The organism is Mycolicibacterium cosmeticum (assembly GCF_000613185.1).
Lineage (GTDB): Bacteria > Actinomycetota > Actinomycetes > Mycobacteriales > Mycobacteriaceae > Mycobacterium > Mycobacterium cosmeticum.
In genome coordinates, this window is the sequence record NZ_CCBB010000001.1 from 557637 (window position 1) to 580332 (window position 22696).

At 69.2% G+C, this 22696-nt stretch carries 24 protein-coding genes and 1 riboswitch; of the genes, 3 read left to right on the plus strand and 21 right to left on the minus strand.

Features of this window, described 5'->3' with window-relative positions; all coding sequences use genetic code 11:
* Positions 1–4: 4 nt before the first annotated feature.
* The 11 genes from BN977_RS02695 to BN977_RS02745 all read right to left on the minus strand — a co-directional run bounded on the left by BN977_RS02695 (position 5) and on the right by BN977_RS02745 (position 10694).
* On the minus strand, positions 5–766 hold the full coding sequence (locus tag BN977_RS02695; protein WP_036396223.1) for an ABC transporter ATP-binding protein: 762 nt from the start codon (positions 764–766) through the stop codon (positions 5–7).
* Positions 763–1782 carry a FecCD family ABC transporter permease gene (locus BN977_RS02700; RefSeq protein ID WP_036396224.1) on the minus strand — a complete coding sequence of 340 codons (1020 nt, stop codon included), beginning with the start codon at positions 1780–1782 and terminating at the stop codon, positions 763–765. Before BN977_RS02700 ends, BN977_RS02695 begins: the two co-directional genes overlap by 4 nt.
* A gap of 2 nt (positions 1783–1784) precedes the next feature.
* Positions 1785–2798 carry an ABC transporter substrate-binding protein gene (locus tag BN977_RS02705; protein WP_036396226.1) on the minus strand — a complete coding sequence of 338 codons (1014 nt, stop codon included), beginning with the start codon at positions 2796–2798 and terminating at the stop codon, positions 1785–1787.
* A complete protein-coding gene (locus tag BN977_RS02710) occupies positions 2795–3835 on the minus strand; it encodes an ABC transporter substrate-binding protein (protein ID WP_036396229.1) in 1041 nt (346 codons plus the stop codon). Before BN977_RS02710 ends, BN977_RS02705 begins: the two co-directional genes overlap by 4 nt.
* 39 nt (positions 3836–3874) lie before the next feature.
* A riboswitch (cobalamin riboswitch) is annotated at positions 3875–3998 on the minus strand.
* A gap of 56 nt (positions 3999–4054) precedes the next feature.
* Complete coding sequence (locus tag BN977_RS02715) at positions 4055–4690, minus strand: GNAT family N-acetyltransferase (RefSeq protein ID WP_036396231.1); 636 nt, start codon at positions 4688–4690, stop codon at positions 4055–4057.
* A 14-nt stretch (positions 4691–4704) separates the two neighbouring features.
* Complete coding sequence (locus tag BN977_RS02720; RefSeq protein ID WP_024453426.1) at positions 4705–5133, minus strand: CBS domain-containing protein; 429 nt, start codon at positions 5131–5133, stop codon at positions 4705–4707.
* Between the two features lie 71 nt (positions 5134–5204).
* Positions 5205–5963 carry a TetR/AcrR family transcriptional regulator gene (locus tag BN977_RS02725; RefSeq protein WP_036396233.1) on the minus strand — a complete coding sequence of 253 codons (759 nt, stop codon included), beginning with the start codon at positions 5961–5963 and terminating at the stop codon, positions 5205–5207.
* 14 nt (positions 5964–5977) lie between these two features.
* Positions 5978–6724 carry a creatininase family protein gene (locus tag BN977_RS02730; RefSeq protein ID WP_036398292.1) on the minus strand — a complete coding sequence of 249 codons (747 nt, stop codon included), beginning with the start codon at positions 6722–6724 and terminating at the stop codon, positions 5978–5980.
* Positions 6725–6726: 2 nt separating this feature from the next.
* Positions 6727–8100, minus strand: a complete 1374-nt coding sequence (glnT, locus tag BN977_RS02735) for a type III glutamate--ammonia ligase (protein ID WP_024453429.1) — start codon at positions 8098–8100, stop codon at positions 6727–6729.
* A gap of 11 nt (positions 8101–8111) precedes the next feature.
* Positions 8112–9275, minus strand: coding sequence for an aromatic ring-hydroxylating oxygenase subunit alpha (locus tag BN977_RS02740; RefSeq protein ID WP_024453430.1), 1164 nt, complete (start codon positions 9273–9275; stop codon positions 8112–8114).
* Between the two features lie 18 nt (positions 9276–9293).
* Positions 9294–10694, minus strand: a complete 1401-nt coding sequence (locus tag BN977_RS02745) for a purine-cytosine permease family protein (RefSeq protein ID WP_024453431.1) — start codon at positions 10692–10694, stop codon at positions 9294–9296.
* Between the two features lie 258 nt (positions 10695–10952).
* Here BN977_RS02745 and BN977_RS02750 point away from each other — a divergent pair, with 258 nt between their 5' ends.
* A complete protein-coding gene (locus BN977_RS02750; protein WP_036396235.1) occupies positions 10953–11822 on the plus strand; it encodes a ribonuclease Z in 870 nt (289 codons plus the stop codon).
* Here the strand turns inward: BN977_RS02750 and BN977_RS02755 are convergent.
* The 3 genes from BN977_RS02755 to BN977_RS02765 form a co-directional block, all read right to left on the minus strand.
* Entirely contained in the window at positions 11806–12645 is an 840-nt protein-coding gene (locus tag BN977_RS02755) for a transglutaminase family protein (protein WP_024453433.1), read from the minus strand. The two genes, BN977_RS02750 and BN977_RS02755, sit on opposite strands and share 17 nt — an antisense overlap.
* A gap of 64 nt (positions 12646–12709) precedes the next feature.
* Positions 12710–13687, minus strand: a complete 978-nt coding sequence (locus BN977_RS02760) for an alpha-E domain-containing protein (RefSeq protein WP_024453434.1) — start codon at positions 13685–13687, stop codon at positions 12710–12712.
* Positions 13687–15351 carry a circularly permuted type 2 ATP-grasp protein gene (locus tag BN977_RS02765; protein ID WP_407661166.1) on the minus strand — a complete coding sequence of 555 codons (1665 nt, stop codon included), beginning with the start codon at positions 15349–15351 and terminating at the stop codon, positions 13687–13689. Before BN977_RS02765 ends, BN977_RS02760 begins: the two co-directional genes overlap by 1 nt.
* Before the next feature lie 165 nt (positions 15352–15516).
* Here BN977_RS02765 and rpsT point away from each other — a divergent pair, with 165 nt between their 5' ends.
* Positions 15517–15777 carry a 30S ribosomal protein S20 gene (gene rpsT / locus BN977_RS02770; protein WP_024453436.1) on the plus strand — a complete coding sequence of 87 codons (261 nt, stop codon included), beginning with the start codon at positions 15517–15519 and terminating at the stop codon, positions 15775–15777.
* Positions 15778–15847: 70 nt separating this feature from the next.
* On the opposite strand, the gene holA is transcribed toward rpsT, so the two are convergent.
* From holA to BN977_RS02800, 6 genes are all read right to left on the minus strand, one after another.
* Complete coding sequence (gene holA / locus BN977_RS02775) at positions 15848–16804, minus strand: DNA polymerase III subunit delta (protein WP_036396237.1); 957 nt, start codon at positions 16802–16804, stop codon at positions 15848–15850.
* A gap of 12 nt (positions 16805–16816) precedes the next feature.
* Complete coding sequence (locus BN977_RS02780) at positions 16817–18346, minus strand: ComEC/Rec2 family competence protein (protein ID WP_036396238.1); 1530 nt, start codon at positions 18344–18346, stop codon at positions 16817–16819.
* Positions 18343–19134, minus strand: coding sequence for a ComEA family DNA-binding protein (locus BN977_RS02785; protein WP_036396240.1), 792 nt, complete (start codon positions 19132–19134; stop codon positions 18343–18345). The genes BN977_RS02780 and BN977_RS02785 overlap by 4 nt, the downstream gene beginning before the upstream one ends.
* 94 nt (positions 19135–19228) lie before the next feature.
* Complete coding sequence (locus BN977_RS02790; protein WP_036396242.1) at positions 19229–19630, minus strand: DUF6841 family protein; 402 nt, start codon at positions 19628–19630, stop codon at positions 19229–19231.
* Positions 19631–19640: 10 nt separating this feature from the next.
* Entirely contained in the window at positions 19641–20060 is a 420-nt protein-coding gene (locus BN977_RS02795; protein WP_234709489.1) for a RidA family protein, read from the minus strand.
* Positions 20057–21088, minus strand: coding sequence for an acetamidase/formamidase family protein (locus BN977_RS02800; protein ID WP_036396245.1), 1032 nt, complete (start codon positions 21086–21088; stop codon positions 20057–20059). The genes BN977_RS02795 and BN977_RS02800 overlap by 4 nt, the downstream gene beginning before the upstream one ends.
* A gap of 88 nt (positions 21089–21176) precedes the next feature.
* On the opposite strand from BN977_RS02800, the gene BN977_RS02805 reads away from it, so the two are divergent.
* Positions 21177–21446 (plus strand): DUF6480 family protein, encoded by a 270-nt coding sequence (locus tag BN977_RS02805; RefSeq protein ID WP_036396247.1) that lies wholly within the window; start codon positions 21177–21179, stop codon positions 21444–21446.
* A gap of 5 nt (positions 21447–21451) precedes the next feature.
* Here the strand turns inward: BN977_RS02805 and BN977_RS02810 are convergent, their stop codons facing one another.
* Positions 21452–22675 (minus strand): serpin family protein, encoded by a 1224-nt coding sequence (locus tag BN977_RS02810; protein ID WP_051560981.1) that lies wholly within the window; start codon positions 22673–22675, stop codon positions 21452–21454.
* Positions 22676–22696 lie beyond the last annotated feature (21 nt).

Here is a 22696-nt window from a genome sequence, read left to right on the forward strand (position 1 = left end):
ACGCTCACCGACTCGGGGCGGTGTACCGAACACACGGGCGTCCATCGACGACGGTGATGTCGCACGCGACCCGGTAGACCTCGGCGACCAGCCGTTCGGTGAGCACCTGCAGTGGCGTGCCCGCGGCCACCACCCGCCCATCGGATAACACCACCAGGTGATCGCAGAACATCGCGGCCAGGTTGAGGTCGTGCAGGGCGACCACCGTCGTGACATCGAGGGCCCGTACCAAGGCGAGGATGTCGAGTTGATGGGCGATGTCCAGGTGATTGGTCGGCTCGTCGAGCAAGAGTTCGCCGGGTTGCTGCGCGAGCGCACGGGCGATCTGCACCCGCTGACGCTCCCCGCCGGACAGGGTGTGCCAGTGCCGGCCGGCCATGTCCGTCAGTCCGGTCGCCGCCAGGGCCGCCCGCACCGCGTGGTCGGTGTCCCGGTCACCCCCGACCGGCCCGGCGTGTGGGATGCGGCCCAGCCGCACCACCTCGCGCACCGTGATGTGCAGATCGGTATCGGCATGCTGACCGACCATCGCCACCCGCCGCGCCACGGCCCGGCGCGACAGCCGGTGCAGCACCGCGCCGTCGAGGGTGACCGCACCGGAGTCCGGCCGGTCCACGCCGGCCAGCAGCCGTAACAGCGACGACTTCCCCGACCCGTTCGGGCCCAGCAGACCCAGCGTGCTGCCCGGTTCGGGGTCCACCGTGACACCGTCGAGCACCACATGCCCCGAGCGGCTCCACGTCACCTCCAGCGCCCGCAGGCTCATCGGTGTACCCCCTTGCGGCGCAGCAGGATCACCGCGAAGGCCGGCACCCCCAGCAGCGCGGTGACCACTCCGGTGGGCAGCTCCTGCGGCGCGAAGACGGTGCGGGCCAGCGCGTCCACCCACACCATGAAGATCGCGCCGAACAGGGCCACCGTCGGCAGCAGCCGCAGATGCCCCGGCCCGACGAAGAAGCGCGCGGCGTGCGGCAACACCAGACCGACGAAACCGATCGCGCCGGCGGCACTGACAAGCGCCGCGGTGACCAACGCCGTCACCACCAACAGCACGGTCTGGGCGCGGCGCACGGCGACGCCCAGGGTCGCGGCGGCATCCTCGCCGAAGGCGAAGGCGTCCAGCGTGCGCCCGAACGAAAGGCAGCACACCAAACCGGCCGCCACCACCAGCCCGCAGGTCAGCACATCGGCCCAGCCCACCCCGGCCAGCGACCCGAGCAGCCAGAACAACACGCCGCGGGTCTGCTCGGCGTCGGCCGAGGACAGCACGATGAACGAGGTGAGCGCCGAGAACAACTGGGTGGCCGCGACACCGGCCAGCACCACCCGATCGGTACTGCCGCCGGCGGCGTAGGCCAGGGCCAGCACCACCGCGAAGGCCAGCAGGGCGCCGGCGAACGCTCCCGCGGACAGTGACACCGCACCCGCACCGGCGCCGAGCACCACGATCAGCACCGCACCGGTGGACGCGCCCGAGGAGACGCCGAGCACGAACGGGTCGGCCAGCGGGTTGCGCAGCAGCGACTGCATGATGGCCCCGCACAACGCCAGACCGGCCCCGCAGATCGCGGCCAGCGCCACCCGCGGCAGGCGCAACTGCCAGACGATGCCGTCCTGCAGCCGGGTCGCGCCGGACGGGCCGGCGCCCAGATGTTCGGCGACGATGCGGTACACGTCGAGCACCGACAACGACGCCGGGCCGATCGTGATGGCCAGGGCAGCCGAAACCAGCAGTAGCACAAGGCCGGCGGCCCACAGCGCGACCAACGCCGACGTACGCATGCTCACGTGCCCGTCGCGAATCCGAGTTCACGCAGCCGCTGCGCCACCTTCTCGGCACCGTCGACCGTGCGGATGGACGGGTTCAGGTCGGCTCCGTTGACGACGATGTAGCGCTTCTCCCGAACGGCGGTCAGCCGGGCGGTCACCGGATTCGATTCCAGGAATTGGAATTTGGTGGCCAGCGAGTCACCCTCGATGGTGCGCCGGCTCAGGTCGGCGAGCACCAGGACATCGGGATCGCGGGCGGCGACCGCCTCCCAACTGACCTGGGGCCACTCGTCGGTGGTGTCGGCGAAGACGTTTCGGGCACCGACCGTGGCCGCGATGATGCCGGGCGCTCCGCAACAGCCGGCCATGTAGGGCGCGCGGATATCGGAGAACCAGAAGGCGATGTCGACATCGGCGACGGTGCGGGCTTCCGTCATCCGCCGACGCAGTTGGGCGGTCAATTCTGCCCCACGGTCAGACACGTCGAAGATCGTTGCCAGGTCGCGGATTTCGTCGTAGACGGGTTCCATGGTCAGCGGCGCGGTGCGGGTGCCGTCCGCGCTGCCGGCCGCCTTGCCGACACAGTCACTCGGCGCCAGGTAGGTGGGAACGCCGAGTTTGTCGAACTCGTCACGGTCGGCGACACCGCCCGGACCGAGGGTGCCGGCGAACGACGCGGTGACGAAATCCGGTTCGGTGTCGAGCACCGTCTCCAGCGCCGGCTTGTTCACTGCCAACCGCGGGACCCGGGCATTGGCGGCGGCCAGGTCCGGCCGGATCGGGTCGGTCCACGTCGCGGTGCCCACCATGCGCTCGGCCAGTCCCAGCGACAGCAGGATCTCGGTGGAGCCCTGGTTGAGCGACACCGCCCGTGCCGGCGGTGCGTCGACCACGACGTCGCGGCCACAGTTCGGCACGGTCAGCGGATAACCCGCGGCGTCGGCCGATCGCTGCGCCGGTGCCGCCGACTGTCCACACCCGGCCAGCAGCAGCGCCGAACAGAGGGCCGCCGCGACGCGGCGGATCATCGCGCCGGCCCGATCGCGGCTAACCCGGCGGCGAGTTTCTCGACGGCGTCAACCTGCCGAATCCCGGGATCGAGTTCGGATCCGGTGAGCACGACATAGTGCTTCTCGCGCACCGCCTTCAGGTTTCTGGTCACCGGATCCGATTCCAGGAAACGGATTTTGGTCTCCAGCGCGTCACCGTCCACGCGGCGCCGGTTCAGGTCGGCCAGTACCAGCACGTCGGGATCACGGTCGGCCAGCGCCTCCCAACTGATCTCCGGCCAGTCCTCGCGGGCGTCGGCGAACACGTTGGTGACGCCGAGTTCGCGTGCGTACAGTCCGGGCGCCGAACAGCAACCCGCCAGATACGGCGTCCGCAGCCCGGAGAACCAGAAGGCCACCGTGCGATGGAATCCGGTCGCCGTCGGCGCCGCGGCCAACCGCTGCTTCAGCCGGGACACCAACTGGGCACCGCGATCCCGCACATCGAAGATGGCTGCCAGCTCGGTGATCTCACGGAAGAGGGTGTCCATGCCGAGCGGTTCGGTGCGGGTGACGGTCTCACCGTCGACACTGGTGCCGTCGCACACCGACGGCGACTGATACGTCGGGATGCCGAGTTGGGCGAAGCGGGCGCGTTCGGCAACCACGGCCGGGGTGAAGGTGTGCGCACTGGCCGACGTGACCAGATCCGGTTCGGTGGCCAGCACCGTCTCCAACGACGGGTCGTTGTCCGCGAGCCGGGGCACCCGGGCGTTGTCCGCGGCCAGCCCGGGCAGCACCGGGTCGAACCAAGTCGAGGTCCCCACCATTCGATCGGCCAGCCCGAGGGACAGCAAGATTTCGGTGGACGCCTGATACAGCGACACGGCGCGGCGGGGTGGTCCGTCGAAAGTGACACGGACACCACAGTTCTCCAGCGTCAGCGGGTAGCTGGTGTGACCGCCGGAGCCCGCCGGTGCCGGCGGGGATTCCGCCGATGTCACCGTGGTGCAGGCGCCAAGGACAAGGGAGGCAAGGGAAAGGGAAAGGGACAGGAGCACGGCGATGATGCGCACGGCGGCTTCCTTCGATGCGGGGCCCGGTCGCGGGGCCGTCAACGGTCGGTACCGGCCGCAGGCATTCGGACTCGAGGCTTACCGCCTCACACCGCTGCGCGTCAGCTCCGGATTCTCACCGGATTCCCCTGCTGGTCGGCAAGCGCACTCTACCGGACCCCGCCGAGCTATCGTGGCTGCCGCCACATCTGCCCTATCGTGGCTGCCGCCACGTCTGCCCTATCGTGGCTCGCGCCACATGGGCCACAGCGAGGGCCCGCCGTCGGGCAGATTGATCTCCCCGGTCACCTCGAAGCCGAACCGTTGGTAATAGCCGATATTGGCCGGGTTGCTCGATTCCAGATACGCCGGGGCGTGCTCGGCATCGCACCGGTCCAACCGCGAGCGCATCAGCGCCTGCCCCTGACCGCTACCGCGGACCGTGGGATCGCTGCCGATCACCGCGAGATACCAGTGCGGTTCCTCCGGGTGATGACGCTTCATCAGTTCGGTGACCTGCTGCCCCCGACGCAGGGTTCGCCCGAAGGTCAGCAGCAGGCCGGGTGCGGCCCGCAACTCCTCGGCGGTGGTGTGCTGCCAGCGACCCGGCGGGTCCCACAGCGCGCAAGCCCCGATTGTCGGCACCGCCGACGCCGCCCCGCTCGTCGATCCCGCCGACGCCACCTCCACCCCGCCGCGCGACAGGTGATGATGCCGGGTCAACGCCGCGAAAACGCGGTGCAGTTTGCGCCGCCGGGCCACCGGATCGGGCAGCATCCAGGCCATCACCGGATCGTCGTAGAAGGCGCGCCCCAGCACCCTCGACAGCTCACCGATATCGGCGCGGACGGCGGGACGGACGTCGATGTCACTCACACCGCCCAGCCTATTCAGCCCTGCGTGATGTAGGCCTGCAGTTGCTCCTGTTGGGATTCCAGTTCCTGCATCCGCGTCTTGACGACGTCACCGATGCTGACGATCCCGGCCAGCCGCCCGCCGTCGAGCACCGGGATGTGCCGCACCCGGTTGTGGGTCATCACCGCACTCAGGCTGTCCACCGAATCGGTGGGCGAGCAGTAGACCAGATGCTTGGTCATGATGTCGGAGACCGGTCGCTGCAGCAGGTCGGCGCCCAGCTCATGGAGTTTGTGCACCACGTCGCGTTCGGACACGATGCCGACCGGACCGTCCGGGCCGACCACCACCATGGCGCCGATATTGCGGCCGACCAGGCCCGCCAGCAGATCCGCGACGGCGGTGTCCGGGGCGATGGTCGCCACCGTGGCGCCCTTGCTCTTGAGCACGTCGGAGATGCGCACCGGACCTCCCCTGGTGATGTGGATCACACCAGAGTAGGTCGGTTCGCCGCAGGACGAAAGCCCCGGTGCCCTCAGTCGGTCGCGTCCAGGCCGACCCGCAGGGCGATGGCGGCATCATCGAACTGCGCGGCCTGGGCCGTGATGCGGCCGATTTCGCTGGGCCGTTTCAGCAGGCCGCGCACCGCGATGGTCGCCACCTGCTCCCCGACCCGGATCGCCTCCTCGGCGCGGTCGCCGCGGTCCGGATGCAGCCGGGTGCGCTTCTGTGCGCCCTCATCGAAGTTCAGCAGCAGGCCCGCGGTCTCCTCGCGGTCGCAGTCGATGAACTTGCCCTCGCCGACCGCCGCACCGATCAGGTCGACCACCCACTGCCGCAGCCGCTCGTAATCGGTCCAGAACTGGTGGAACTCGTCGCGCTGCTCGTAGGCGATCCGCTGGATCTCGTTGAAGTCGATGGGCGACATGGCCAGTTGCATCGTGTCGAAGCGCAGCAGCCGGTACAGCTTGACCGCCGGCGACCCCGACCCCGCACCCACTTCGGCGATGAACTTCAGCGGTGCCCGGTTGACCAACAGCGTCTCCTGCAGCAGCTGCTCCTTGTTGCGGAACCAGTAGTACAGCGAGGACTGCTGCAGCCCGGCGGCGCGGGCGATATCGCTCATCGTGGTCTGGGCATATCCCCGCTCGGAGAACAGCTTTGTCGCCGCATTCACGATGCCCGTGCGCGGCGACGCGGGCGGGCCGTCACCGGCCTCGGAGGCCCCTCCCACGCGCGGGCGTCCGATGGCACGTACCTGCGCCTTGCGCTCGGGAGGGGGCACGAGACGCATTCTAGAACCGATCGCTACGGCAGCGGCGGTTGCTCGGCCCGGGCCCGTGCGACGACATCCCGGGCCGCGGTGACGATATCGCGCCACAGCGCCAGGCCGAGCTCCTTGGAAGCCCGCGACGGATGGCCGGTCACGCCGTTGGTCGACACCTGGGCCACCGAGTAGCGGAAGACGAGCCCGTCGGTGCGATCGGGATCGTCGGCCTCGGCGAATCGGTCGGTGTCGACGAGTTCGGGCCGCAGCGCCAGCATGATCGAGGTCTCGGCGGCGTTGGCATGCCAGTCGACGGCGTCGGCGGTGGCCGTGGCCGCGATCTCGGGTGTCAGCTCCCACCACTGCATGACACCGATCCGCCCGTCCGGGTGAGCACGCCGGAAGCGATCGCAGGCCAGCCACAGCGGTGCCGTGTTCCCGACGTGCCCGTTGACGAACAGGATGCGGCGCACCCCGGAATCCAGGCAGGCGCGCGCCACCTGGTACGCCCGGTCGGCGGTGTCGGCACCGGAGAACGCCACCGTGCCCGCCAAGTCGGTTCCGTGGAACTGGCTGGCGCCGTAGGAAATCGCCGGCAGCACGACGACCGACGGTCCGTCACCGCCGGCGGCCGCCTCGGCGACCGCGGTGGCGATGACGGTATCGGTGCCGACCGGCAGGTGCGGCCCGTGCTGCTCGGTGGCGCCGACGGGGACGAGCGCCACCAGGGCCGGGTCGGCGGCGACGGCCGCCGCCAGTTGCGTCGACGTCAGTTCATCCCACCGCATGATCACCAGAACCGCAGGTAGCGATCGGTCTCCCAGGACGAGACATGCGCGTTGAAGGAGTCCCATTCCGCACGTTTCTCGGCCACGAACGATTCGAACATGGTGTCACCGAAGACCCTGCGCACCAACGGATCCGACTCCAGCGCATCGATGGCCTCCCCCAGGGAGCGGGGCAGCCACCCGATACCGCGGGCGGCCAGTTCCAGTTCGGAGACGTTGTAGAGGTTGTCCCGGTTGGGCTCACCGGGATCCAGGCCCTCCCGGATGCCCTCCAGGCCGGCCGCCAGCATCAGCGCCGCACCGAGGTACGGGTTGTTGGCGCTGTCGGCCGCCCGGCACTCCACCCGTCCCCCGCCTTTGGGGATGCGCATCATGTTGGTGCGATTGTTGTCGCCGTAGCACGCGAAGACGGGTGCCCAGGTCAGCCCGGACATGCTGCCCTGCTTGACCAGTCGCTTGTAGCTGTTGACGGTCGGGGCGATCACCGCGCAGATCGCCGACGCGTGCCGCAGGATTCCGGCGGTGAATCGGTAGCCCAGTTCCGAGAGCCCGCAGCCGCGCGGATCGTCGGCAGATTCGAACAGGTTGGTTCCGTCGAGCCCGGCCAGGGACATGTTGTAGTGCGCGCCACTTCCGGTGCGGTCGGCGAACGGTTTGGGCATCCACGAGGCGAACAGGCCGTGCTTGCGGGCGATCTCACCGACCATCATCCGGAAGAACACCAGCCGGTCGGACATCGTCACCGCGTCGGTGTAGGTGAAGTCCGTCTCGAACTGGCCGTTGCCGTCCTCGTGGTCGAATGAATAGACATCCCAGCCGAGTTCGTTCATGGCCGTGACGATCTCGTCGACGACGGGATAGTTGTGCAGCAGGCCGCGCAGGTCGTAGCACGGCTTGTCGAGGTTGTCATCCAGGCTGGCCGGCGCCGGGGTGCCGGCCCGGTCGTCGGTGAGCAGGAAGAACTCGGTCTCGATGCCGAGGTTGAAGGTGTAGCCCAGGGTCGCGGCGTCGGCGGTGACCCGTTTGAGGATCTGCCTGCTGCAGGCTTCGAAGGGGGTGTCACCGATCCACAGATCGCCCGGGAACCAGGCCACCTCCTTGTTGAAGGGGGCGATGATCGCTGCGCCCAGGTCGGGGTGGGGGGCCACCTCGTCGTCATTGACATCCTGCGGGACGCCGTCCAGTGCCGCTCCGGTGAACATCTCCGAGCCGCGGGCGGCCTGCCCGAGATGGTTGAGCGGAACCATCTTGGCCTTCGGCTTGCCGTGCATGTCCACGAAGCTGATGGCCGCGTACTTGACCCCCGCGGCGCCGAGGCGTTCGGCGACCTCCGTGGCGGGAGTGTGCTGGACGTGCCCGTTGAGTGTGCTGGTCATTTCTGGTCCTTTCAGCCGGCGGAGGCCAGATCGGCGGTTTGGGAGACGATTCCGAGTTCGCGTCCGAGGTAGCGGTAGAACTCCCACAGTGGTTGTTCCAGGTGCGACAGGCGTCCGGTGGACGTCACCCCCGCGCGGACCGACTTCTGCACGGCCGCGCACACGTCGAGGTCCTCCCGGTGGATGTCGCAGATGGACTTCACCAGCTGGCTGCGCCGGGCGTCGAGGTCGGGGGCGGCGAGCGCGGCCGGTGACATCGCGATGTCGAGGTGGATCTCGACCTTCCCCGCACCGACGGGCAATGTCTTGAGCCAGTACATGAAGCCGGGACCGAGCGAGATCTGCAGCAGCGGGTAAGCGATGAAGATCAGGATCTGGTGGCTCTGTTCGGGGGCCAGGGTCGGCGCGCCCGGCGCCAGGAAGGGTTCGCTGGCGGGGTAACCATCGGCTTGCTTGGACACCATGGTGCTGAAATAGGCTCCGCCGTGGAAGTTGGCGCTGAGCTTGGCCGGAAACTCGTCCTCCAGGGTTCCGCGGTGCGGCCCCATGTGGTGGTAACACTCCATGAAGTTGTCCACCATGATCTTCCAGTCCCAGTCGCACACCCCCCAATCGGTGTGCTCGACGATCTGGTAGTTCTCGAAGTCGTACGGGTCGACCATCGCTGCCAGGCCGGCCAGCTGCTCGGCGACCGGTGCGGCTTGCCCGTCGAAGTTGACGAAGACGAACCCCTTCCAGATCTCGTGCCGGAACTGCTTGAGCCCGTGGTCCTTCCGATCGAAGCCGGCGGACTGTTTCATCTCCGGTGCACCTGCCAGATGTCCGTCCAGCCCGAAGGACCACAGGTGGTACGGGCATTGCAGCACGCCGGCCTCACCGGCGCCGCTGCACACCTCCATCCAGCGATGGGTGCAGTTTCGCGACATCACCCGGATGTCGTCCTTGCGGTCGCGCGTGACCACCAGCGGGGTGCCGAGGATGTCGATGCTGTAGTAACTGCCCGGCGCCGGCAGTTGCTCGATGCGGCACAACGGGATCCAGCCCCGCTTGAAGATGCGATCCACCTCGGCGGCATACAGTTCGTCGCTGCCGTAGGCCTCCGGCGGCAGGGTGATGGCGTTCTCCGGTGATTCCACCGCACAGGTGGCGGCGAGCCGGGAATAGTCGAAAGACATGGGATTTCCTTCTGCGGGTCAGGCGGTGACGGCGGTGGCCGCGGTGATCGGAGCAACGGGGATGTCGGCGTCGCGGGCGGCAGCCGAGCGGTTCAGCACGTAGTGCAGACCACCGGCGACGATCAACCCGACGACCCAGGCAATGTCGACGCCGCCGAGCGCGTTGGCCGCCGGCCCGACGAACAGGGCGCAGCTCATGAAGGGCACCTGGGCCAGGACGGCGACCGCGTAGGTGGCGATGGCCTTCCAGTTGACCAGCCCGTAGCGGCCCCGCATCGAGACGATCTCCGCGACGTCGTAGCGGCCGCGGTGGATGAGGTAGAAGTCGACCAGGTTGATCGCCGTCCACGGCACCAGCATGTAGAGCAGCAGCATGATGAGGTTCTGCAGATTGGTCAGGAAGTCACCGGACAAGAAGATGCCGATGGCGGTGCCCAACAGCGCGAACCCGCCGGTGACCGTGGCCCGCACCAGCCGGGAGACGTGCGGCGGGCCGCCAGCCTGGGTGACGGTGGACAGTCCCGCCATGTAGGGCCCGTACAGGTTGTCGCAGTTCGCCCCGATCATGCCCAGGACCAGGATGATCGCGATGACGGGGGCGCCGACCGGGGAGAGGCTCGACAGGTAGACGATCGAGTCGGCGCTGAGGCTGTCCAGCGCGTAGACACCGACGATGGCACCCAGCGCCATGAACGTGATCGCGCCCACGCAGCTGCCGATGAGGGTGTACCAGAAGGTCTTTGCCCCACCCTGGCTGGTGGGCAGGTACCGCGAGTAGTCCGAGACGTAGGGCGCGAAGGTGATCTGCCAGCTGGCGGCGATCGACAGGATGAGGAAGAAGTTCGCGAAGCCGGGATGGCTCTCGGCCGGCGGTGCCGAGCCGAAGTGCCCGATCGCGGCGACGAAGAGCAGCACCAGCACGATGACCGAGACCACGGCCATGGCGCGGTCGAAGGCGTGGATGACGCGGTACCCCGCGAAGGCGATGAACCAGGTGAGCGCGTTGCAGATGATGATGCCGGTGGAGGTCGGCATGCCGAAGATGCTGGCGATGGCCTGGCCGCCGATGACACCGGCTCCGGAGAAGTAGCCGATGTACATGATGATGGCCAGCAGGTTGGGCAGGGCCGCGCCGAAGAACCCGAATTGGGCTCGGCTCTGGATCATCTGGGGCAGGCCGAGTTGCGGGCCCTGCGCCGAGTGATAGGCCATGAAGACCGACCCGATGAGGTTGCCGACGACGATCGCGATCAGTGTCGGCACCAGTCCGGCGCCGACGGAGATGCCGATGGCGCCGGTGGTGGCGGCCATCACCGTCGCGTTCAGGGAGAACCACAATGGGAGCAGGTGCCACGCTCGCCCGTGCCGTTCTTCTTCGGGGATGGCGCCGATGGTCCGTTGTTCGATGAATGTTGCCATGTGAATTCCTGTGATTCGGAAGGCAGTTGGGTCGCCACAGTCGTCGTGACCATCTCAAGGTAGGCAGGTTCTGTTGCCGCCCTGTTTCGGAGCAGTAAATGACTCATAGAAACATTCTGATCGCGAGCTGCCATGAATCACCACTTCAAAGCCCGATCTCAGCCCAATCTCCCAATAGGTTATTGAAACCTGGCGTCAGGCTGCCGCATCTCGCGATTCCGGTCCCCCAACCGGCGGATGTGGAGTTAGGTAGAGGCCATGATCGAGGTCACCCTGCTGGGCACCGGCAGCCCGATTCCCGACGCCGACCGCGCCGGCCCATCGACATTGGTGCGGGCCGGCACCCAGACCTTTCTGGTGGACTGCGGCCGCGGTGTCCTACAACGGCTGACCGCCGCGGGATCGAGTGCCGCCGCGCTGAGCGCTCTGCTGCTCACCCACCTGCACAGCGATCACATCGCCGACCTCGGCGACGTCATCATCACCCGCTGGATCGGCACGTTCAGCCCCGACCCGGCGCCGCTGCAGATCATCGGGCCGCCGGGCACCGCCGAGGTGGTGGAGGCCACGCTGAAGGCGTTCGCGCACGACATCGGCTACCGGATCGCCCACCACGCCGACATCACCGGACCGCCCGCGGTGCAGGTACACGAGCACACCGAGGGCCAGGTGTGGGAGCACGACGGGGTGCGAATCCTGGTGGGTCCCACCGATCACCGGCCGGTGACACCGACCATCGGATTCCGGGTCGAGCACGACGGCGCGTCGGTGGTGCTGGCCGGCGACACCGTGCCATGCGCCGGCCTGGACGCCTTGGCGGCCGGCGCCGGCGCGCTGGTGCACACCGTCATCCGCACCGACCTGGTGGCACAGATGCCGGTGCAACGCATCCGTGACATCTGCGACTACCACTCCTCGGTCGAGCAGGCGGCCGACACCGCCGCCCGCGCCGGAGTGGGCATCCTGATCCTCACCCACTACGTCCCGGCCCTGGTCCACGGCCAGGAAGAGGACTGGAGATCAAGGGCGGCAGCCCATTTCGGCCGCCAGATCGAACTGGGTGATGACCTGCACCGGGTCGAGGTGCATCCCGGTGTGTGCGCCTCGGGGATCACGCCAGCCGGGTGATCTCCACGACCACGTCGAGGTCGGTCGAGCCCTCACCGGAGTAGATGCCCTTCAGCGGCGTCACGTCGGCGTAATCGCGGCCCACCCCGACCGTGACGTACTGCTCGTTGATGGAGTTGTCGTTGGTGGGGTCGTAGTTCCACCAGCCGCCGGTCCACGCCTGGATCCAAGCGTGGCTCTGGCCGTCGATGGTGTCCCCCACCACGGCCTTGCGCTTGGGATGCAGATACCCGGACACATAGCGCGCCGGAATGCCCATGCTGCGCAGCAGGATCAGCGTCAGGTGGGCGAAATCCTGGCACACGCCCTTGCCTTCGCGCAGCGCGTCCAGGCCCGACGAGTGCACACCGGTGGTGCCCGCCACGTAATCCAATTCGCTGTGCGCCCAATTCGCCGCGGCGATTACCGCGTCCTGCGGCTCGTACTCCTTGGCGATGCGCTGACCGACCCGATGCACCCGCTTGCTGGCCGGGGTGTACCCGGTGGGGCTGAGCACCTCGTCGAATCGGTCGATCACCGCTTCGGTCGCCAGTTCGTCCCAGGTGACCTTCTCGGCGGGCAGTTCATCGGGTTCGGTCTCGACCACCGACGAGGAGACGACCTCGAGTTCGGTGTGCGGTGCATGCAGATCGAACGCGGTGACCGCGGTGCCCCAGTAGTCGACGTACCGATACGAGCGGGTGGCCGGGGTGGTCTCGACCCGGTTGAGGATGACGTTCTGCCGGGAATCCGACCGTGGCGTCAACCGGGCCTCGTTGAACGAGGCGGTGACGGGCGACTTGTAGGCATAACCCGTCGCGTGCACCACCCGCATCCGCCACATCACATACTCCTCTTCATCATCTGCTCTTCGCCTCGGGGCTCATCGCCGCGCAACGAGCCCATCGCTAGACTTCCCCCTCTTCGATCACCACGGCGCCGTTGCGCCCCGCGTCGGTCCACGCCACCCACGGCGCGGAGTGGAAGAACTGCAACGCCAGCGCCTCACCCACCTCACCGCACGTCTTCTGCAGACCGGCCAGATGCTCCTCCAGCGATTCGAGCAGGACGCCCGGCCGCAGGAATTCCAATTCACTGCGGGCCCGGCCCAGCAGGCGCTGGGCCTCGACGGTCGAACCGACCCGGTTGTGCGGGCGGTTGAGCAGCTCGTCGAGGCTGTGTTCGGCCAGCCGCAACGAATAGAACACCGACCGCGGGAACAGCCGATCCAGCAGCATGAACTCGACCACCCGGCCGGCGTCCAGCACACCGCGGTAGGTGCGCAGATAGGTGTCGTGGGCGCCGGCCGAACGCAGCACCGTCACCCAGGCCGGCGACGACGCGCTGTCCCCGACCCGGGAGAGCAGCAGCCGCACGGTCATGTCGACGCGTTCGACGGCCCGGCCCAGCAACAGGAACCGGTAGCCGTCGTCTCGCGACAGCGTCGAATCGGCCAGACCGGCGAACATCGCGGCGCGGGCCTCGACGTAGGCGAGGAATTCGTGCGGACCGAGACGTTTGGCGGCGCGTTCCCGTTCGGCCAGCGCGTTATAGGTGGTGTTGAGGCACTCCCACATCTCGGTCGAGGTGACCTCGCGGGCTCCGCGGGCGTTCTCCCGGGCCGCCGAGATCGAGTCGACGATCGAACAGCCGCCCTGGGTGTCCCGGCTGAACGCCACCAGATCGGTCAACGACCACACGTCCAGCGCATGCTTGGGTGGCTCGATTCCCAACACCCGCAACAGGGTTCGGGACTCCTGGTCGGGGTCGACGCTGGAATCCTCCAGCAGCTGGTGCACGGTGACGTCGAGAATGCGGGCGGTGTCGTCGGCGCGCTCGACGTAACGGCCGATCCAGTACAGCGACTCGGCGTTGCGGGCCAGCATCAGCGCATCACCGCCTGATTCTGTTGCTGCTGCTGTTGTGAGTTCGGCTCGGGCGCCCGGTCCGGTTTCGCCGTCTTGGCGGCCCTGCCGGTTTTCGGTGGCGGCGCCTTCACCAGTTCGGCGGCGGCCAGTTCCCGATCGGCGGCCGAGGTGCGCGACGCCAGCACCCAGGTGTCCTTGGAGCCACCGCCCTGGCTGGAGTTCACCACCAGCGAGCCCTCCGGCAGCGCCACCCGGGTCAGTCCGCCGGGCAGCACCCACACGCCGTCGCCGTCGTTGACGGCGAACGGGCGCAGGTCGACGTGGCGGGGCACCAGCTTGTCCCCGATGCGGGTCGGCACGGTGGACAACTGCACCACCGGCTGGGCGATCCAGCCGCGCGGGTCGGCGCGGATCTTCTTGGAGATCGCGGCCAGTTCCTTGGCCGAGGCGTCCGGGCCGAACACGATGCCGTACCCGCCGGAACCCTCGACCGGTTTGATCACCAACTCGTCGACCCGGTCGAGCACCTCCTCGCGCTCTTCGTCCAGCCAGCACCGGAAGGTGTCGACGTTGGCCACCAGCGGCTTCTCACCCAGGTAGTACTCGATGATGGTCGGCACGTAGGTGTAGACCAGTTTGTCGTCGCCGACCCCGTTGCCGACGGCGCTGGAAATCACGACGTTGCCGGCCCGGGCGGCGTTGAGGATGCCGGCGACACCGAGCACCGAGTCCGGCTTGAACTGCATGGGGTCCAGGAAGTCGTCGTCGATGCGGCGGTAGATGACGTCGACCTGCCGCTCGCCCTCGGTGGTGCGCATGTAGACGGTGTTGTCACGGCAGAACAGATCGCGGCCCTCGACCAGTTCGACGCCCATCTGCCGGGCCAGCAGCGAATGCTCGAAGTAGGCGGAGTTGTACACGCCGGGGGTGAGCACCACCACCGTCGGGTCGGCCTCGTTGGAGGCGGCGGCCTTGCGCAGGGCCCGCAGCAGATGCGACGAGTAGTCACCGACGGCGCGCACCCGGTGGGTGGCGAACAGATTGGGGAAGACCCGCGCCATGGTGCGGCGGTTCTCCATGACGTAGGACACCCCCGACGGGGAGCGCAGGTTGTCCTCGAGCACCCGGAAGGTGCCCTGCCCGTCGCGCACCAGGTCGATCCCGGCCACGTGGATGCGCACCCCGTTGGGCGGGTTGATGCCGACCGCCTCGCGGTGGAAGTGCTCGCAGGAGGTGATGAGCCGGCGTGGGATCACCCCGTCGCGCAGGATCTCCTGGTCGCCGTAGATGTCGTCGAGGTACATCTCCAGCGCCTTGACCCGCTGGGTGATGCCCTTCTCCAGCCGCGTCCACTCGGCCGCCGAGATGACCCGCGGCACCAGGTCCAGCGGGAAGGGCCGCTCCTGACCCGACAGCGAGAAGGTGATGCCCTGGTCGACGAACGCCCGGCCGAGCGCCTCGGTGCGCGCCTCCAATTCGGAGGCGTCCGACGGCGACAGCTCGGCGAAGATGCCCTTGTACGGGCCGCGCACATTGCCCTGCGCGTCGAACATCTCGTCGAAGGCCTCGGCGTAGCCGCCCCGGCCGTTGTAGCCGTCGAAGATCCCGACCTGGCGTTTCGACGCGCCGGAAGAATTGCGCGACGTCCGCACCGATTCGTTGGGCAGTGTTCGTAGGCTCACGGTTGTCAATGCTGCACCAGATGTGCAGTTTCGGCAGGCCAGACGGTCTCGCTTTGGGAGATCCGGCCATCCGCTGGTAACCTGGACAACCGCTGCCCAGCCATAACGCTGCGCCGGGCACTCAGACTTCGTAACCCAACCGACGTTGAAGAAGGATTTACACGCGTGGCCAACATCAAGTCGCAGGAAAAGCGCATCAAGACCAACGAGCGCCGTCGTCTGCGCAACCAGTCCGTCAAGTCGTCGCTGCGCACGGCTGTCCGCGGGCTGCGCGAGGCCATCGAGTCCGGCGACAAGGACAAGGCCGGCGAGCTGCTCGCCGCCACCAACCGCAAGCTGGACAAGGCCGCCAGCAAGGGCGTGATCCACAAGAACCAGGCCGCGAACAAGAAGTCCGCCCTGGCGCTGGCCGTCAACAAGATCTGACGGTTCTTCTCGAACTCGACCGACACGCGCGTGTGGCCACCGGCCCGCGCGCGTTTCGTCGTCTCCAGCTCTACCGGTCGGACGCCAGTTCGGCGACCCGGCGCACCGCACGCTCCAGCGCGTAGTCCGCGTCCGCCGCGGCGCCCTTGACGTCGGCGTTGAGCGCCGCCACCACCCGCATCGCCTGCGCCACGCGGTCACGCGACCAGCGCCGCGACTGCTTCTGCGCCTTCTGCACCCGCCACGGCGGCATGCCCAGTTCGCCGGCGAGCCGGTACGGGTCACCGGACAACGGCCCGACCCGCGCGATGGTGTGCACCGCCTCGGCCAGGGCGTCGGCCAACACGACGTGCGGTTCGCCGCTGAGCATGGCCCAGCGCAGCGCCTCGGCCGCGCCGGACACGTCGCCCAGCACCGCCTTGTCGGCGATGTCGAAGCCCTTCACCTCCGCCTTGCCGCTGTGGTAGCGGCGCACCGCGGCCACGTTGATCTGGCCGTCGGTATCGGCCACCAGTTGTGAGCAGGCCGCCGACAGCTCACGCAGGTCCGATCCGATCGCGTCGATGATCGCTGCCACCGTGTCGTCGTCGACCTTGGCTTTCAGCGCCCGGAATTCGTGCCGGACGAAATCGACGCGCTCGGCGGCCTTGGTGATCTTGGCGCACGGGTGCACGTGGGCACCAAGCTTTTTGAGCTGGTCGGCCATGGCCTTGGCACGCCCGCCGCCGGAGTGCACCACCACCAGCATGGTGCCGGGCGGGAGATCTGCCGCCGCCGTAACGATGAGCGTCACCGCATCCTTGCCGGCTTCGGCGGCCGCTTCCAACACCACCACCCGCTCCTCGGCGAACAACGACGGGCTGAGCAACTCGGCCAGCTCACTGGTGCTCACCTCACCGGCGCGCAGGCGGTCCACCGGCACGTCGGTGCTGCCGGCGCGTTTCCGGGCGCCGCGCAACACCTCCGCGACGGCGCGCTCCACGAGCAGTTCCTCGTCACCGAGTACCAGGTGCAGTCCGTCGCTCACCCCACGATCGTTTCACGCCGACCCGACAACACCGGAAACGGTCCATGCCAACAGTCCGACCCCACCGAGGGCCACCAGCAGCCGCACCCAGCGCACGCGCCAGCCCAGCACCAGGCCGAGCCCCGCGGCGGCGACCACCACCACGCCGAGCGGTCCGGAGGGCACCGGCACGGTGGCGCCCGGCACCGCGGCGACCCGATGGGCCACCTGCAGCAGCCACCACAGTTCGGGCCCGGTGAACCGGATGAGCAGCCCGGCACCCGTCGGCCACCAGGCCGCCAGCACCGCCGCGGCGGTCCCGATGACGGTGATCGGCGGGATGACGGCGGCGACCGCCAGGTTGGCCAGCACCGACAGCACGCTGAACCGGCCGGTGATGCCGGCGACCAAGGGGGCGGTCACCAACTGGGCCGCCACCGCCACACTGACCGCCGCGGCCAGCGGCCGGGGCCAGCCCCGGTCGGTGAGTCGCTGCGACCACACCGGAGCGATCAACACCAGCGCGGCGGTGGCCACCACCGAGAGCGCGAACCCGACGTCGACGGCGAGTTGCGGCGCGCCGACCATCAGTGCGATGACGCTGCACGCCAACACCGGGATGGCCTGCCTGCGCCGATGCGACACCATGGCCAGCAAGCCGATACCGCCCATCACCGCCGCGCGCAGCACGCTGGCCGAGGGCTCCACGACGATGACGAACGCGACGAGCACCACGAACGCCAGCGCCGCGGCCAACCTCGGGCCGATCAACGCCGCGCTGAGCAGGGCGGTCCCGCACACGATCGTCACGTTGGCGCCCGATACCGCGGTGAGATGGGTCAGCCCGGCCGTGCGGAAATCGGAGGCGACCGACGCGGGCACCATCGAGGTGTCCCCCAGCACGAGCGCGGGCAGCATCGCCGCCTGGTCGACAGGCAACACCAGCCGCGCGGTCGCGGCGAACGCCGACCGGATGTGACCGGCCAGCCGCGGCACGGTGGGTGTACGGCCAACGGTCGGCTCACCCACTGCGGTGAGCACCGCGACAGTCAGATCCGAGCGAGTGGGCCGACCCACCCGGGCCCGGAAGGTGGTGGGGCGGCCCGCGGTCGCCTCGCCGCCGCGCCAGGCGGGCGCGAAGACCGTCACCGCGCCGTCGGCCGGGGCGCCGGCCAGCTCCCGCAGCGCGGCCCGGAACAGCAGCCGACCGCCGGCCAGCACGCGCGGCGTCTCCGCGGGTGTCACGGTGACCGTCACCGTCGTCCCGGTGCGAGCGGTGATCGGGTGGTGGCGGACGTCGTGGGACCGCAGACCGATCGACAGGGCGAAAGCCGCCGCGACCATCGCCACGGCCACCACTCCGTCGGCCCCGAAGAGCGGTCGCCCCGGTTCGCGTGCGGCCATCCGGCGAGTGAATCGGCGCAGCAGGAGCGCCAGCACGATCGCCGCGGCGGCCGCCGCTCCCCCTCCGACCGGCCAGACGATCCCGGCAGCGGTGACCGCCCAGCTGGTCAGGGCGGCCGGTACCAGCCGCAGGTCCAGCGGTGACCGTTCGGCGCTCACACATGGACCAGGTTGCGCAGCTTCTCCAGGCGCGCCGGCCCGATACCGTCGACCTCACCCAGTTGGTCGACACTGCCGAAGCGGCCGTTGGCCTCCCGCCACGCGATGATGGCCGCGGCGGTCACCGGCCCCACGCCCGGCAGCGCGTCGAGGTCCTCGGCGGTCGCGGTGTTGAGGTCGACGGCCGTCCCGGCCGGCGCGGTATCCGGCTGGGCCGGTGCCGCAACGGTATTCGAGCTGACGGAACTGCCCATCGGCGACGGCGCGCCCGGCGGGCCGGTGATGCCGACGATGATCTGTTCGCCGTCGGCGATCCGGCGGGCCATGTTCAATCCGACCAGATCGGCTCCGTCCAGTGGGCCGCCGGCGGCCTCAAGGGCATCGGCGATCCGGGCGCCGGCGGTCAGGGTGACCAATCCCGGCTTGTGCACCAGGCCGACCACGCTGACCACCACCGGCCCCTCGGTTGCCGACGGTGTCGGGCTTGTCGAGGAAACCATCTGGACCGCCGGTAGATTCGCCGAGGCGACGGGCGGCGTGCGGTCGCGCAGCAGGGTGAACACCGTGACCAGCACCGCCAGCACGCCGACCGCGACCAGGGCGATGACCCCGGCCCGGCCGGGGTCGGCCCGCAGCGCGGCGATCCAGTCGCCCGAGCCGGGCGGGTGGTCGGGCAGCCACCGCGACAGCGAGGTGTCGGCCTCTTCTTCGGGCGCGGAGGCCGGGTCAACGTCGGGCGCCGCGCCGATGCGCCGGGTCAGCCGCTGCGCCGGTGATTCGGTGTCCATGTGCCGACGGTAGGCAACGCCGCCAACAGTTTTCGGTGTCACGGCACCGCAGGCGCCGCACCTGTGGATGAATCCGGCACTGTGGATAACGGCGTCAGTCGCCGTGCGAGGCGAGTACCGCGATCTGCACTTCGTCGGAACCGTCTGCTACCAGATAGGTCACCGCCACGCGGCCCAGTTCGGCACCCGTGACGTCATGCCGCACGAAGGCCCCGCGATACAGCGCGGAGGACGCGTTGAGCAGCGTCACTTCGGCGTTGAGCAGCGAGGTGTGGTGGTACCGCTGCGCGCGCAGACCGTCGACCTGCCCCTGGATCACCGAGGCCACCTCGTCGGCCGAGGTCAGGGTCACCACCCCGTCGTCGGTGGTGATCAGCAGGGGCACCGCGTACCGGCGCAGCAGCTCCGACATCTCCCGCTCCCCGCGCACGGCCGCGGCGAAAACCTCCAGGTAGTCGTCGAACCAGCGGCCTACCGCGGCGGAGTCCAGTGCCATGCCCCGAATACTAGGGCGAGCCCCAGCCGCCGCTTCGCCAACACACCCAGTCGATCTCGACGCGGGCGCCCACCGCCAAGCCCGTCACGCCGACGCAGGTCCTCGAGGGCAGCCGGTCGGGAAACCACGCGGCATACGCGGTGTTGAAGGCGTCGTACTCGGACCAGTCGGTGAGATAGGCGCGCACCGAGACCACGTCGGCCAGCCCGCCGCCGCACAGCTCGGTGACCCGCAGCAGATTGGTCAGCACCTGATCGGTCTGGGCCGCGATGTCCTGGCTCACCACCGATCCACTGGTATCGGTGGGCATCTGCCCGGTCACGTGCAGCGTCTCGCCGGCGGCGGTGGCATGCACGAACGGGGCCACCGACGGCGGCACCCCGTCGGCCGGGGTGAAGGTGAAGGGCCGGATGCCGCCCGCCGCGCTCACGCCGCGGTCCCCCATTCGCCGGGAAAGCAGCGCTTGTCGATCCGGGCGTGCACACCCTGACGCTGATCGACGACCTGGGTGACGGTGAAGTCCACCGCCACCGACATGAACGAGTAGGCGTCGGCGCGGGACAGCCCGTAGAGCCGCTGCAGGATGTCCAGGGCGCGGACCGCCGCGGCCCGCATCGCGCCGTCCAGGTTGTCGCCGAAACCGTGGATCAACAGTTCGGTCGCCGTCTCCAGCACCGGGACCGCGAACGGCAGATCGCGGCGCAGGGTCAGGCGCAGCAGCCCGTTCAACGACGCCTCCAGCGCCGTACCGCTGATCTCGCCGTCGCCTTGGGACACATGTGGGTCACCGATCGACAGTAGGGCACCGGCGGTGTGGACGGGGTAATACATCCGGCCGCCCGCGCCGATCCGCCAATTGTCGATGTTTCCGCCGTGATCGCCGGGCGGCACCGAGGACACCCGCCCGGCGGCGGCCGGCGCCACTCCCATGGTGCCGAAGTGTGGGCGCAGCGGGACGGTGACACCGGGCAGCGCGGGTTGCCGCGGGACACTTCCCGGTTCGACGACGGTCCCCGGTTGGTCGGCCAGCGGCGTGGTGGTCCAGTCGTAGCCGAACAGCGCCCGTCCGCGGAGCGCGGCGGCATCCAGTTCGTAGATCGTGACGCGCTCGGCGGCGGTGAGGTCGTAGAGATAACCCCAGTGCGCGGCAAGATTCGAGCCGTAGGCCAGGCGCGGGGTGGCCTCCAGGATGTCGACCTGCAGCACGTCACCCGGGCGGGCCCCGGTGACCGCGATCGGGCCGGTCAACAGGTGCGGGCCGGGCCCACGATCGGTGACCTGCTCGAAGACGGCGCGGATTTGGTTGTCCATCAACAGGTCCGGGGCGTCACCGGCGTGGTGGGTGAGCGCCTCCACGGCCACCAGATCACCCGAGTCGACCGTGAGCACCGGATCCAGCGCGGGGTCGAAATACCCCCAGTGCACCGTGGTCGGGGTGGCCGGCAGGACGTGATACATCCGGCGATCATGCCAGCGCGTCGGGGCCGCTGCAGTGCGAGTTCGGGGCCCGCCGTTTGGCGGGCCGGCACGCGGGTAACCGGGCCCCATGGCCACCGACAGACAACCGAAGGCGGGCCTGCCGCCCGACCCCGAACCGTCGTCGACACCAGGCCTGTTGCCCGGCGGCGGCACGGACCCTGGCGACACCCCGCCGGATGCGGGTCAGGAAACCCAGTCGAACAACCCGCACCCGGCTCCCCCGTCGCGGGTGTCGGTCACCGCGATCACGTCGATGATTCCGCTCGCGGTTTTCGTGCTGCTGGCCGTCGCGGCGGCCGTTCTGCTGATTCTGCAAATCTGCGGTGTTTTCGGCTGACCCGGTCAGCTCGTCCGGACGGGAACGGGTCGCGGCGCTCCGACGGCCGTCGCCGCCGTCTCCTCGGGTCGCTCCACCCATGCGCTGAACACCGGCACCCCACGCCAAGCGGGTGGCCCCTCGTCGCGCGCGGCGCAGGCCAGCACTGCGTACGGACGGTTGAACCGCATCTCGATTCGCTTCACCAGCACCTCGTGCGACGTCGGCATCCCGGCGGCCACCAGGCCGATGGCCGTCACCGCGGCGGCCTTGAATCCCGAGATCGTGTAGGAGGCGACGGCGGTCTGCGCCGCACCGAACGTCGCGGGCAGGTCGCCTTCGGCGAGAAAACCGGTCAGCGTGCTGACGATCGGCGCCACACCCGGGGCGTCCTTGAGGTCGTGGGTGCTGCTCGCCGACCACGCGGGCACGTGGCTTCGCCATTCGGTCTGCACCGACGGACCGCCGGTGCGCGGTTCGCGGTGTTCGGTCACCGTCCAGGCGTGACCGGCGACGAGGTCTTCGTCGGGTATCCGGCGTGCCGCCCGGTCGTCGCCGCGTAGCAGCGCCGCCACCTGATGAGCGGCGGCGTGCACGTCCGCCGGCGCCACGGCGGGGGCCGCGATGACGCTGAGTACTTCCAGCGCCGACCTGGTGTGCGGGGCGGCGACGGCGACCAGACCCGCCGCATCGGTTTCCACGACCGCCTGCGTACCGTGCCGGATCGTCAAGCCGCGGCTGATGAGCGCGCCGAATTCGCCGCCCAGCTCTTCGGTGGTGTCCAGCGGCGTTCGCCATGAGATATCGGTGGCGAGCGCTGACGCCAGCAGCATTCTGGTCAAACGTTCTATGCGAAGCGGGAATTCGTCGATCAGGCCGCGCGAATGCGTCTGCGCCCACTCGTTGGCCTCAGCCTGGCTGGGTATCGGGCCGCGCGCAACGACGTCGGGCAGGGTGCGCGCCCAGGCGTCGAACGCCTGACCCAGGTTGCGGTCCCAGACCGCCGCCAGCGCCGTCACCGCGGGATGTGGTTCGCCGAGCAGTTCGGCGGCGCGTGCCGCAGCATCCTCGACCGAAGTGCCCAGAACGGCCTCCACTTCGCTGCGGGCGGCGCCCGAGGAGGCCGGTCCCGCCAGCGCCAGCAGCAACCACAGACCCAGCGGTGACGTGACCGCGTGCCCGCGCAGGATCGCCGCGTTGAAGGGTCCGGCGTAGGACGTCACCAATTCGGCGGTCTCGGCTGATGACATATCTGAAGACTAGGTGGAGCG